Raw genomic sequence first — 13,162 nt, 5'->3', positions numbered from 1 at the left:
TCACCCTAACCCTCACACGGAGAGAGAACTTAGAGATGATTCTCCCTCTCCTTGAGGAGAGGGTAGGGGTGAGGTGAAGATTTATTGCTTCTTTAATACATCAGGAATAAATGCCCGATGGAAACCGTTATAAGGCTCAGAGTTTTCGTGGTCAGCCAAAGGATAAATGGGTGTACCTAAGGACGCTGCACCATCAATACGCACGGTAATTCCAGAGACAAAAGCGGCTGCTTCGGACAATAAAAAGCAGGTGACACTAGACACTTCTGACTCTGTACCCATACGTTTTAACGGCACTTTGCTGGCCAATGTAGGAATCACAAACTTGGCAAAATCACCTTTATAAGAGTCCATACCAGAAGACATAATCCAACCGGGTGCAATAGCATTAACACGCACACCACTGACGGCCCATTCAATCGCAGCAGTTTTAGTCAAATTATCAACCCCTGCACGCGCTGCGCCCGAATGACCCATACCGGGCATACCACCCCACATATCGGCACACATATTAACAATGCTGCCACCGTGTTGTGCCATCCATTGGTTATACACTTCACGCATCATTAAAAACGTACCATGTAAATTGTTTTTAACGACTGCATCAAAACCATTGGTGGAAATACTGGCTAAGGCCGATGGAAATTGACCGCCTGCGTTATTGACTAAGCCATCAATACGACCAAACTCTTTGAGTACCGTCGCAACGACTTCTTTAACTTGTTCTTCTTGGCGAATATCACACACCATTGACCGCACTAAACCGCCATCTTGAATAATTTCATCTTCAACTTGGGCGAGTTTTTCGGCTTTACGACCAGTAATAACAACTTGTGCACCTAAAGCGGCTAATTCATGGGCAGTACAACGACCAATTCCCGAACCACCACCCGTGACAATAATGACTTTATCGGCAAACGCATCTTCACGAAAAATTGATTGATAGGGCATAAAAAACCTTACATTGTGTAGCCCGTGTGCTAACACGGGAGTAATTGCATATTGGATAACCTGTATTTCGCTATGCTACATACAGGCTACAATTTTTAGGCTTCGACTTCGCTCAGCCAACGAAGAGCGTTCCCTGAGCGGAGTCGAAGGGAAAATCATGTCTAGTTAAAGAATTTCCACAGGAATTTTGACAGGCATAGCCAACAGTTGTTGGGCATGAGCTTTGCCTTGTGGGTCTAAACGTGGACTGGCAATGCCGCCGCCGCCCAAGGCATAGGTCAGCATAAAATTCAGGGCATTTAAGCTAGGTAACTCATAACGAATTACTTCACTGCGGGTTTCTAACCAATGTTGACAATAAGCGGCAACTGCTTCTTCGGTTAAGCTGGCACGAATCCACGGTAAATATTCTGGCTTACGGGCAATTACACCAATATTTGACGAGTCACCTTTGTCACCACTACGTGCCCACGCCAATTGTACTAAAGGCACACTATGCGTGACTTGGCTGTTATCAGCCACTTCGCCACTGGCCAAGCGTTCCGCAGGCACAAAACCGCCTTCGGTGGGTACAGCAACCGCAATACGCTCATTAGCAATATCTAAACTAACAGGCACAGAAGTTTTTGGAACTAGGCAAGAAAATAATCTAATCACTGGAGAGGGTTTGGGACGACCACCCATAATACCAGCTAAACCAGGTGCCATACCTGTTGAGGCTTGGGCAATTTCACTGGCCAAAAACAATAAACCTTCTTGAACAGGATAACGAGCGACCATACGCACAGTAATTTCACGGCATTGTTTGGCTTCTGGCCGAGCATTTGCACCATATGCCTGTTCACTGCCAACAATTTCAATATGTGTAGAGCTAAGCGGTGGTGCGCCACGTTTAGCTAAGACTTTATTCACTTTGCTAAAAATGGATTCAGCAACCCGTTGACCTTTGGCCACTGCATCAATACCAATCATGGCAAAGCTGACAATTAAACGGTAGCCATCCATATAAGTGGCTGAAACTTTATAGCTATCACTCGGAGCGCGGCCTTTTGCGCCACTGACTTTGACTAAGTTGTCGCCTACTTGCTCAACCTGAACTTGAGTGAAGTCACACACCACATCAGGTAAAAAATAGGCTTGTGGATCGCCAATTTCATAAATTAACTGTTCACGAATGGTGGCGGTGTTAATTAAGCCGCCTGTTTTTTCGGGTTTGCTAATAACAAATGCACCATCGGCATAACACTCCGCCACAGGAAAGCCCATATTGTCGTAGTGAGGGACATCTTGCCAATCGGTAAAATTACCACCTGTACATTGTGCGCCACACTCAATAATATGACCTGCCAAAGAGCCTTGTGCGAGTTTGTCGTAATCATCAACCGACCAATTAAACTCATGCAACAATGGGCCTAATACCACGGCTGAATCAACCACTCGGCCAGTAATGACAATGTCTGCACCCTGTGCTAAGGCATCACGAATCGGAATCGCGCCCAAATAGGCATTCATGCTTAACAACATCGGTGGCATCTCTTCGCCACTAAACATTTCTTTGGTATTTAAATCACGATAGGCTTGTTGTTGATTAACTAAATCATCACCCAAGACCACGGCTACTTTGAGATTTAAGCCTGCGTCTTTAATTAACTTTTCTAAAGCATCACGACAGGCGAGAGGATTAACACCGCCTGCATTACTAATTACTTTAATATTTTTTTCGGCAATTTCGGGTAGCAAACGTGACATCACATGAGCGACAAAATCGGTGGCATAACCTGCATCAGGTTTTTTTAATTTGGCACCCGCCATAATCGACATGGTAATTTCAGCCAAATAATCAAATACCAAATAATCAATTTGAGTTTGACGCACTAATTGAAAAGCAGCGGTATTGGTATCGCCCCAAAAGCCAGAAGCACAACCAATCCGAATCGAATTTTTACTTGCCATAACATTTCCCGTATGCGTTGCATGTTTTTTTCAATGTGCGTAACATACCAAGCAAGTGCTTGCTTGTGCAAGAGGCAAATTCACGGCATACTCAATTTAAGTTAAAATCAAACCCCACTAAATTTTTGGGTAGGCTTGCTTACCCTTTTGACGCCTAAGGTAAAACTACCATGTTGGTCAAAGTACCCCAGCAATTAAAGTCGCTTGATAAAGTTCCTAGTTTTGGTTGTTTAGATGATTCACCACGGGGGCGCGTATTACGTGCAGCCGCACATTTATTTCGTGTTAAAGGTTATGAAGGTACAACGGTGCGCGAAATTGCTGCGATGGTAGGTATTCAGTCGGGCAGTTTATTTCATCACTTTAAAAGTAAAGAAGAAATTTTGTTTACCGTGATGAAAGAGGTCATTGAATATACATCTACCAAACAAAATGATGCCATTGCTCAGGTTGAGACTTACAGAGATAAATTAAAAGCACTCATTATTAGCGAGTTATATGCCATTAATGGTGTGACTTGTGATGCAATGACAGTATTGGTTTTTGAATGGAGTAGCCTATCTAGGCAGCACCAGCACGATTTATTAGCCTTACGAAATGCGTATGAAAACACATGGGTTACGGTGCTACAACAGCTCAAAATAGAGTCAGGTTATGTCGAGTCGCCACAGGTATGGCGTAAGTTATTAGTCGGCTCTATTGCGTGGACAGTCACATGGTTTAGAAAAGACGGCTCGATGACCTTAGAGACTTTAGCAGAGCGGGTCTTGTTGATGGCCTTAGGGCGGGGGAATTGTTAATCCTCGCTATACTTGCTTTATTTTCGCTATTTACACGTGTTACCATCTTATCAGAGATATTATATTGATTGTATCGGTACGATAATTGCGTATCAATGCGATGAATTCTGCGTTTAAAGATGGTACTTGATATGGATTTATTACAAATTGTGCAGCCTGTGATTTTGTGTGGTGGAGCAGGCTCACGGTTATGGCCACTGTCTAGAGAAATGTTTCCTAAACAATTATTAAGTCTCACCAACCAACACTCTCTTCTGCAAAATACGATTTTACGTATCCGTGGCATCAAGTCTGCCGAACCAATTTTAGTATCCAACGAACAACACCGTTTTATTGTCGCGGAGCAACTAAGAGCCATCAATGTTAAACATGATGGTATTTTATTAGAGCCTGTAGGCCGTAATACCGCGCCAGCAATAGCTGTTGCTGCGTTGCATGCTATTCGTCATGGTCAAGACCCTATATTGATTGTGTTACCTGCTGACCATACGATTGAACATATCCCTCAATTTGAAGAAGCTATTCTAAAAGCGGTTAATTTGGCGTCCGAAGGTGCGTTAGTGACCTTTGGTATTGTACCTAAACATCCTGAAACAGGTTATGGTTATATCCGTCAAGGCCAAGCAATGAGTGCAGGCTTTAAGGTATCTGCATTTGTCGAGAAACCGAATTTAGAGCTAGCCAAACAATACCTTGAGTCTGGCGAATATCTCTGGAACTCTGGCATGTTTGTCTTTAGGGCTAGTCAGTTTTTAGCAGAATTAGCAACTTTTGAGCCGCATATGTTGACCGCATGTCAACAAGCAGTGGCGGAAGCTAGTCAAGATTTAGATTTTATTCGTTTGAATAAAGAAGCATTTGCCGCGAGTCCCGATAACTCTATTGACTATGCAGTGATGGAACGTACAACGAAAGCGGCAGTTGTGTCTTTAGATGCAGCATGGAATGACATCGGCTCATTTGCTGCTCTTTGGCAAGATGCAGCACAAGATACACAAGGCAATGCAGTCAAAGGAGATGTACTGCTAGAAGATAGTAAAAACTGTTATGTTCATGCGACACAGCGTTTGGTCACGGTAGTTGGTGCAGAAGATTTAATCGTTGTTGAAACCGCAGATGCCGTGCTTGTTGCGCCAAGACATGCCGTGCAAGATGTTAAAAAAATAGTCTCACGGTTAAAACAAACGAAACGAGCGGAAGCAACCGCGCATCGCCGTGTTTATCGGCCGTGGGGTTATTATGAAGGCATAGACCAAGGCCAACGCTATCAAGTCAAGCGCATCGGTGTGAACCCAGAAGCCAGCTTATCATTGCAGATGCATCATCATCGGGCAGAGCACTGGATTGTCGTCAATGGCACAGCCGAAGTGACTTGTGAAGATAAAGTCTATTTAGTGACTGAAAATCAATCGACCTATATTCCTTTAGGACATAAACACCGTCTACGTAATGTAGGTAAAATAATGCTAGAGATGATCGAGGTTCAGTCTGGTAGTTATTTGGGCGAAGACGATATTGTTCGATTTGAAGATGTGTATGGTAGAACCTAACACGTAGTTTCCTCCCTTTCATATAATGATGTTGGATTTAGTATTGATTATTAAATCCTAATCAGCTTGAGCTGAGTCACATAGGACTCAATCATCGCGTGTGGTAGCCTGTAATGTCTGATAACTTGGAAGTAAATCCTCTGAATCACAAGCCTGTTTTGATGCTAGTCCAGCCTATTATTGCTGCTTATCGCGTACCTGAATTTGAGGAAATGGCTAAAGATTGGTTAATTGATGTTTATGCAGATATCCCTGATGCAAAACAGGGGTTTGGGTCTTTAGCGTTAGACAAAGAAAAGTTTAGAAGTATCACGGCGACACCTACATACTCTCTGCTAAACGGTAAGTTGAACTATCAAAGTGGCTTATTAAAGGGACTATTACACAAAAAGCCCGATGCAATTTTTATTACAGCTAACATCCGTTCAATATCCTACTGGTTAATATTGATAGCTGCTTTTTTATATAGAATTCCTTTATATTCTCATGGACAAGGATTATATAGAAAAACTTCTCTAAATTTTTTTTTGAGGGCTATGTATTCATTGATTGTTGGTTTGTCTACCGCCTACATTTGCTATAGTGAGTTATCTAGGCAATCCATGATTAAGCATAGAGTTGCTTTTTCTTATAAAATTAAAGTTGCTGAAAATTCATTACGGAACTTTTATCCTATTCTACCAACTAATAAAAACCATGAAGAAATGGGGGTCATGTTTATTGGGCGATTAAGGCATGGTTCAAATATTCAACTGCTGATTGAAGTTTTGGATGAGTTAAGAGGTGAGTACCCAAATCTATCATTACATGTTTTAGGAAATGGTACGGAATATAAAAAATTAGAAGATAAGCAGCAACATAATGATTGGATTAAATTATATGGTAGTGTTTATGACCAACAAAAAATAGCAGAAATATCTAAACACTGTTTTGTTGGTTGTTATCCAGGAGATGCTGGGCTAAGTGTAGTACATTATATGTCTATGAGTTTAGTGCCCATTGTTCATGACTCTTTGCATTTTCATATGGGGCCAGAGCCTTCTTATGTTATCAATAAACAGAATGGTATATGTTTTCAGCGTAATAATGCCAAAGAAACTTTATCTATCGCATTGAAATATCTCTTAAGTAATCGTTCTGAAGTACGCCGATTGAGCGAGGCTGCGTTTAATAGTTATATCCGTTTAACAGAGCCGCCATTAGGCATGCGATTTTCAAATATTCTTAAACAACAGCATTCAGCTTTAGCTAGAGAACAGACATAATGATTTTTTTTGTAGGTCCATTACCACCGCCTGTAGGTGGTTTTTCAGTAATTACTGAGAAAATGTATCACATTATTACTCAAAAAACAGATGTGAGACTCTTTAATCGTTCTCGGACTATAAAAAGCCGTAATCGTTTTATTTATGCGCTGATATCTTTTATTAACCTACTCAGAGCTTTAGCTGAGTTTTTTTTAGGTTACTTTAAGACTAAACCATCTGCTTTATATTTAGCATTATCAGGCGGTAATGGTCAATTGGTTGATTTATGTTTCATCGTTCTCTGTAAGTTATTTAAGATACCTGTTTTTATTCATCATCATAGTTTTGCTTATTTAGATAAACCCTCCAAATTAACGAATTTTTTGTTTTATATGGCAAATGCAGAACATATTGTTTTATGTGAGGCTATGAAGGATAAAATGATTGCAGGGTATAATATTGACTCAGCTAAAATACATGTGATATCCAATGCCGTTTTCTTAGATGTACCTTCACCAGTTAGTAAAAGAAATAATAATAAAAAGAAAGTTACATTAGGATATATTTCAAATATTACGGAAGATAAAGGGATTTTTGAGTATTTTGCTGCTGTTAAAGCCGCGCAAATGGCAGGCTTTGATTGCGATGGAATCATTGCTGGCCCGTTACATCCGTCAATACAGTCACGCTTTCAAACAGAGTTAGCACAAGCTAAAGATATTCATTATGTAGGTTCAGTATATGGCATAGATAAACAAGCATTTTATCAGAAAATTGATATTCTGCTGTTTCCAACCAAATACGTTAATGAGGCAGAGCCTGTGATTATTCATGAGGCAATGTCTGAAGGCGTCCCAACGGTTTCTGTCGTCAGAGGATGTATTGCATCAATAATTATGAATAATACGGGCTGCGTTGCTCAACAAATTGAGGATTATTCGCAAACCGTTATACAGTATTTGGGTGAACATACTGAGAATACTATTTTTAAACGTGCTGAAGTTGAGCGTGCTTGTATTCAGCATTTTGTCAGGCTTCATGAGCAGAGTACAGCGACATTATCACATGTGATTCATGAGATGTTGGCATAGTATCATGATAATGATTTACTAAATGAGGACTTGAAGTTGGTAAGTAAAAAATATAGTTTTGGCCGATTCTTTATGGCGATAGCTTTATGGTGTTATGGTATATTAACATCACAAGATATAGTTCCTATATTTCTAACTTTGCCAACTTTTTTATTGGTTTTATACAAACTAACAACCATTAATGGGAATAAATTTAATGCTGATGATATGATATGGTTATGCTGTTTATTATTCTTTGTCGTTGCACCCTGTCAACAGATTGTGAATTACCAGTTTCCAAAATCAACAAATGTCGGTGTTTATTATGAGGTGTCTGACTTTTTAGTTGCTGAACTTATCGTTTTTTTATCCTGTTTGAGCTTTATATTAGCATCCTCTAAAAAAAATCAAAATGAAGTAAGCTCTTTTGAAGATACTCTCCATATTAAAAGTGTACAGTTATTTCAATTGTTTGGAATTGCACTATTTTGTTTTATAATATATGTCATCATTTATGGCCCATCAAATTTATTTGCCTCACGTTTTGATAAAGATTTGTCAGATTCTAATTTCCTCAGTGTACCTTTCTTGGCAATGCTCACTGTAGCAACTACTATCTTTGCCATAACAGTCAATAAAAAAAGTAGCATATTTGTCATGGCCGCATTTCTACTATTAACTATGTTGTTATTTGTGGCTGTAAATCCGACTAATATGTCAAGATTTTTTAATGTTGCAACGTGGGCTCCAGTTATCTTTGGTTTTTTTAGTTCTGGTTTGTCTTTTATATATATATATTTATTTATTATGATGGGTATATTTATTATTATGCCTTTTATTAGTATTACAACCCGTTTTGGTTTGGCAGGCTTACAAAATATAGATGATAAATCACGTGATTTATTTATACTTAAGGATATGGATGTATTTAATACCTTGGTACATGGTGTTAAGTATATGTCAAATAAAGATTATTTATGGGGAGATAATACTTTAGCAGTCATATTCTTCTTTGTACCTAGATCTATTTGGAGTGATAAGCCAATTTTAGGTGGATTACTTGTTGGCGATGAACTGAAGTATTATTATGAGGCTGGAACAGCAAACTTGTCGTATTTTTTTGGCGGCGATTTATATATGGATTTTGGCCTTATCGGTGTGATTTTTGGCTTTTGGATTATTGGTAAAATATATAAAAAGTCACAATTATCATCCTCTATTATCTACAATAAGGCTAATTTGATTTCACTTATGGTAATTGGCTCTGTACCTATTCTTATACGGGGGCCGTTGGGTGCTGTAGAAGGTTATTTTATTTGTTTGTTATTAGCAATTTATACTTATTCATCATTGTATAAATTAAAGCTCAAGCAATACTAACAAATAAGGTTATATTTTGCGTGGAACTAAAGAGGTTAGTTTATGTCTATTTCTATATTGGTATTAACCAAAAATGAAGAAAAAGACCTGCCAGGATGTCTAGAGTCTGTTAAATGGTCTGATGATATTCACGTTTATGATTCATTGAGTACAGACAAAACAGAGGAAATAGCGTTGAGTTATGGCGCAACAGTGACAAAACGACCATTTGATAATTGGGCTGCGCATCAAAACTGGGGTTTAGCAAACATTGCCTTTAAGTATGACTGGGTGTTTTATATTGATGCTGATGAGCGTATGACACCAGAGTTGGTTGCTGAGGTACAAGCTATTGTTAAAAATCCAGCTGATAATATTGCCTTTCGTATACAACGCCGTGATTTTTTTATGAATACATGGCTCAAGCATGTACAAACATCCCCCTTTTATATGCGTTTATTCCGTCCAGAAAAAATGCGTTATGAGCGCTTAGTTAATCCTATTTCGATCGCCGATGGTAATGTTGGCCAATTAACGTCTTATTTAGACCATTTCCCCTTTAGTAAAGGGGTTACACACTGGATTGACCGCCATAATTCCTATAGTACCTTTGAAGCTAAACAAATTTGTGATAATGCAGCTAACAAAGCACCGTTTAGTGTCGCAAAGGCATTTACGGCATCCGACTTTCATGAACGACGTTTTCATCAAAAAGAGTTGTTTTACCGCTTACCTATGCGGCCGTTAATTAAATTCCTTCTGTTGTATATTGCAAAGCGTGGCTTCTTAGACGGACGTGCTGGTTTTACGTATGCCTGTTTACAGGCAATTTATGAATATTTTATTGTCTTAAAAACTCGTGAAACTAAGGCAAGTAGGAACTAGACGATGAAGTTTTTACTATACGGTATCAACTATAAACCCGAATTAACAGGTATTGGCAAATATTCAGGTGAAATGGCCGAGTGGTTAGCAGCGCAGGGAGATGATGTGCGTGTTGTCACCGCGCCGCCGTATTATCCAGCATGGCGTATTGAAAAAAACTATCGTAATTGGTATCAGACAAGCCAAGATAATGGCGTCACAGTACATCGTTGTCCTTTATATGTTCCCTCGGAACCTACAACGATAACGCGTTTATTACACTTAATTAGTTTTGCCTTGAGCTCATTTTTGGTTTTATTACGTCTATTATTATGGCGTCCTCATGTTGTATTTGTTGTGGAACCAACCTTATTTTGCTTGCCGCTTGCATGGCTATATGCACGCTTAGTCGGTGCTAAACTGATTCTGCATATTCAAGATTATGAAATTGATGCCATGTTTGGTTTAGGCATGATGACGACAGGGCGTATCGGTAGAATTGCAAAGGCGATAGAAAGCTGGTTAATGCGTCGCTGTGATATTGTCTCTACTATTTCCAATAGTATGATTAAAATTGCAGAAGCCAAAGGTGTTAACCCGCAAAAAACATTATATTTTCCTAACTGGGTAGATACAGAGTTTATTTCACCCAAAGCGGATAAATATCATTTTCGACATTTATGGGGTATAGCCGCACACCAAAAAGTGGTGCTATATTCGGGTAATATGGGCAAAAAACAAGGCTTAGAAATTGTTATTGATGCGGCAGAACAGTTACGACATCGTACAGATATCACTTTTTTACTCGTTGGACAGGGGGCAGCAAAAGCAGAATTAGAGGCCTTAGTTCAACAGAAAAACTTATCCAATGTGAGCTTTGCACCGTTACAACCTTATGAGGATTTGCCTAAATTATTAGCAATGCCTGATGTGCATTTAATTGTACAAAAGAAGGGGGCAGCCGATGTGGTCTTACCCTCTAAAATGACGGGGATTCTTTCAGTAGGAGGATATAGTTTAATTACTGCGGAGCCTCATACAGAATTAGGATTAATTATAGAAAAACACTCTGGTATTGCTCAGCGTGTAGAGCCTGAAGACTTGTCTGCGTTTATTGAAGGATTGATGAGGGTACTAGAAAAGGATACACATCAGACTAATCATATTGCTCGCGATTATGCCGAACAATATCTAAATAAAAAGGCAGTACTCATGCGCTTTAGAGATAGTATCTTAGTTGTCTAAGGGGTCAACAAAAATAGCGTCCATATTTTTTCTTGCATTTTGACTACCAATAATGCTGACCCCATTATTTTGGTATAGTTGATTATTACGAATCACTATACCATAAACCAGATTAAGCTCATCAGTAGAACGAGGCCGCGCTTCAACCGTAATGTTAGATGTATGTAAATCTGTTCGAGTTGGGTTGAATTTACGTGTATTAGCAGAGCCATATAGAGCGTTGTGCGCGACTAGGGTGTACCATGCGGATTGATAGCCGCCATACCATAAACCAAGAAGATTGATACCGCCTGTACGAATGGACGTATTTCCATAAACAACGTGGTTCAATCCTGTGCCATAAAGTTGAATACCAATTGCTGCATCACTAATTGTATTGTTTACGATGATATAGTTTTCTTGTAGAGGGCAAATAATAATTTTAGAGCTATTATCTAAAGCGACGTCCAGTTTTCTATCTAAATGAACTAAATTCTCACTCATACTAATCACTTTTGCATATTGACCAACGCCTTTTCCGTCGACAACAAAAAGTACAGCCCCTTCATATGGGGTGAGGCGTAGTCCTTTGCTGCGTAAATTAGTGGCAAGTAATAGTTGATTCTCTTTGTGTGATTGAACATGACCAAAATAGCTCGCGCCTCCGCCATCTGAGGTGAAGGCTTCACGGTCCCAGCCATTAAACATGCCCAAGGTATTATTTGCAAAATATAAATTACGAGAGCTTACCTTATTTCCTAGTGTATTTATTCCACCTCCTGATGCCATTAAGTCTGCACCAGTAATGGTATTATTACGAAAAATGATTTCACTACATCCCGAAAAAGAATACCATCCTCTTCGTCCATTATAAAACTTATTGTTTTGTATATTAATGCCATGTGAGTCTATAAAAGCGAATGAGCGACCTGTTCCATAAATATCATTATTTTTAAGTGTAATATTGTTTGCTTGTAATCTAATGGTATCTAATTTATTACTAAAGCGTTTGAGGATTTGATCATATATTTTAGTTAACATTTCACTGGTGGGATGCCCTCTATAAGCTGACATACGTATCACGATATCTTCAATGTGTACATTGTTTATAACACGGTCAGATGGGCTATTAATGCCAAAAGCCGCATCATCATGATACATAGAAAAACCTTGAAGTCGGGTATTATCTTCTAAATTAATGAGTGCAATAGATTCTTGTTTGTCGATTTTTGACCAGATTAAATGCGTTGCTAAATTGCCATCACCTAGTATTTGAGTGTTTTTAGGAATAAATAAACTATTACTGAGTCTATAATGACCTGCTGGCAAATATAACGTTCCACCGCCATGTGTCGCTAAATCTGCCAATGCAGTTTTAAATGCAATTGTATGATCTATACTGTCTTCACTTTGATGAAAGTCCTTAATATTTAAGACGCGCTGCTGAAAATCAGTTGGTTGATTAACAATAAAAACTTCAAGCGGCGGTATGGTGGGCTGAGTGACTTTTTGACCAAATTTGAGTTGATATGAACCCACAGGTATTTGCTTGGGGAGGTTAAAAACGGCATGCCAAGGATCAGACTCTTTTAATGATAAAGAGTAGGATTTCCCTGTTTTATTGATAAGAAATGCATCTTGTAGGTTGAGTGTATCGACATTTTTTCCTGATAGTTGTAACCAACCTTGTCCTGTACTGGTTTTGACTCCCATATCGCCTTGTAGCCAGTCTATTTTTGGCGCATTTAGCCAAACACGCTCGAAGGTCTTTAAGTCGGGTTGGTAAAGTCTTAATGCATGGCTATGATAGGATATGGTTGCGGGCAAACGCACGCTTAATTGCTGATTATTTTGTTGGATAATTTCAATATCTTTTAGGCCTGTCTCACTTTCTAATTTTACTTTTGCAATAGAGCCAAAATCATCCCCAACAATCAGTGCGCTTTCATTGGCTAGGGTATAGTCACTGACCCACCATATGAGTGGCGCACCTATTGCATGACTCATATATAATAGGTAGGAACAAACGATAAATGATAAGTTTTTCATAAATATCATAGGGGCTGTTGACGTTTTGATTGTGGTTGCGAAAGAGACTATTTTTTAGAGGATACGAGGCGTGAAGCGCGTAGTTTGGTTATTCC

General features: G+C 39.1%; 10 protein-coding genes. 7 read left to right on the top strand and 3 right to left on the bottom strand.

Annotated elements, in window-relative coordinates; all coding sequences use genetic code 11:
- Positions 1-81: 81 nt before the first annotated feature.
- Positions 82-951: an SDR family oxidoreductase gene (locus C8N29_RS06785; RefSeq protein WP_107865296.1), complete on the bottom strand. Its 870-nt coding sequence runs from the start codon at positions 949-951 to the stop codon at positions 82-84.
- 165 nt (positions 952-1,116) lie between these two features.
- On the bottom strand, positions 1,117-2,904 hold the full coding sequence (locus tag C8N29_RS06780; protein WP_107865295.1) for an acyclic terpene utilization AtuA family protein: 1,788 nt from the start codon (positions 2,902-2,904) through the stop codon (positions 1,117-1,119).
- 170 nt (positions 2,905-3,074) lie between these two features.
- On the opposite strand from C8N29_RS06780, the gene C8N29_RS06775 reads away from it, so the two are divergent.
- From C8N29_RS06775 to C8N29_RS06745, 7 genes are all read left to right on the top strand, one after another.
- Complete coding sequence (locus tag C8N29_RS06775) at positions 3,075-3,704, top strand: TetR/AcrR family transcriptional regulator (RefSeq protein WP_107865294.1); 630 nt, start codon at positions 3,075-3,077, stop codon at positions 3,702-3,704.
- A 131-nt stretch (positions 3,705-3,835) separates the two neighbouring features.
- Positions 3,836-5,254, top strand: a complete 1,419-nt coding sequence (locus C8N29_RS06770; RefSeq protein ID WP_170106919.1) for a mannose-1-phosphate guanylyltransferase/mannose-6-phosphate isomerase — start codon at positions 3,836-3,838, stop codon at positions 5,252-5,254.
- 113 nt (positions 5,255-5,367) lie between these two features.
- Positions 5,368-6,519: a glycosyltransferase gene (locus C8N29_RS06765; RefSeq protein WP_107865293.1), complete on the top strand. Its 1,152-nt coding sequence runs from the start codon at positions 5,368-5,370 to the stop codon at positions 6,517-6,519.
- Positions 6,519-7,592, top strand: a complete 1,074-nt coding sequence (locus tag C8N29_RS06760) for a glycosyltransferase family 4 protein (RefSeq protein ID WP_107865292.1) — start codon at positions 6,519-6,521, stop codon at positions 7,590-7,592. The genes C8N29_RS06765 and C8N29_RS06760 overlap by 1 nt, the downstream gene beginning before the upstream one ends.
- 36 nt (positions 7,593-7,628) lie before the next feature.
- Positions 7,629-8,951, top strand: coding sequence for an O-antigen polymerase (locus C8N29_RS06755; RefSeq protein ID WP_146164426.1), 1,323 nt, complete (start codon positions 7,629-7,631; stop codon positions 8,949-8,951).
- Between the two features lie 42 nt (positions 8,952-8,993).
- On the top strand, positions 8,994-9,815 hold the full coding sequence (locus tag C8N29_RS06750) for a glycosyltransferase family 2 protein (protein ID WP_107865290.1): 822 nt from the start codon (positions 8,994-8,996) through the stop codon (positions 9,813-9,815).
- 3 nt (positions 9,816-9,818) lie between these two features.
- The gene (locus tag C8N29_RS06745) at positions 9,819-11,039 is read left to right on the top strand and encodes a glycosyltransferase WbuB (protein WP_107865289.1); all 1,221 of its coding nucleotides are present in this window, start codon (positions 9,819-9,821) and stop codon (positions 11,037-11,039) included.
- Here the strand turns inward: C8N29_RS06745 and C8N29_RS06740 are convergent.
- Positions 11,028-13,067, bottom strand: coding sequence for a right-handed parallel beta-helix repeat-containing protein (locus C8N29_RS06740; RefSeq protein WP_170106918.1), 2,040 nt, complete (start codon positions 13,065-13,067; stop codon positions 11,028-11,030). The two genes, C8N29_RS06745 and C8N29_RS06740, sit on opposite strands and share 12 nt — an antisense overlap.
- Positions 13,068-13,162 lie beyond the last annotated feature (95 nt).

The organism is Agitococcus lubricus, from assembly GCF_003051055.1.
GTDB classification, from domain to species: domain Bacteria; phylum Pseudomonadota; class Gammaproteobacteria; order Pseudomonadales; family Moraxellaceae; genus Agitococcus; species Agitococcus lubricus.
The sequence above is the reverse complement of the archived record's forward strand: the minus strand, read 5'-3'. Positions and strand labels throughout refer to the sequence as shown.

Coding starts and splice junctions, on each gene's coding strand:
- C8N29_RS06785 (WP_107865296.1), bottom strand. CDS start 951: ATGCCCTATCAATCAATTTTTCGTGAAGATGCGTTTGCCGATAAAGTC.
- C8N29_RS06745 (WP_107865289.1), top strand. CDS start 9,819: ATGAAGTTTTTACTATACGGTATCAACTATAAACCCGAATTAACAGGT.
- C8N29_RS06765 (WP_107865293.1), top strand. CDS start 5,368: ATGTCTGATAACTTGGAAGTAAATCCTCTGAATCACAAGCCTGTTTTG.
- C8N29_RS06750 (WP_107865290.1), top strand. CDS start 8,994: ATGTCTATTTCTATATTGGTATTAACCAAAAATGAAGAAAAAGACCTG.
- C8N29_RS06760 (WP_107865292.1), top strand. CDS start 6,519: ATGATTTTTTTTGTAGGTCCATTACCACCGCCTGTAGGTGGTTTTTCA.
- C8N29_RS06780 (WP_107865295.1), bottom strand. CDS start 2,904: ATGGCAAGTAAAAATTCGATTCGGATTGGTTGTGCTTCTGGCTTTTGG.
- C8N29_RS06775 (WP_107865294.1), top strand. CDS start 3,075: ATGTTGGTCAAAGTACCCCAGCAATTAAAGTCGCTTGATAAAGTTCCT.
- C8N29_RS06770 (WP_170106919.1), top strand. CDS start 3,836: ATGGATTTATTACAAATTGTGCAGCCTGTGATTTTGTGTGGTGGAGCA.
- C8N29_RS06740 (WP_170106918.1), bottom strand. CDS start 13,067: ATGAAAAACTTATCATTTATCGTTTGTTCCTACCTATTATATATGAGT.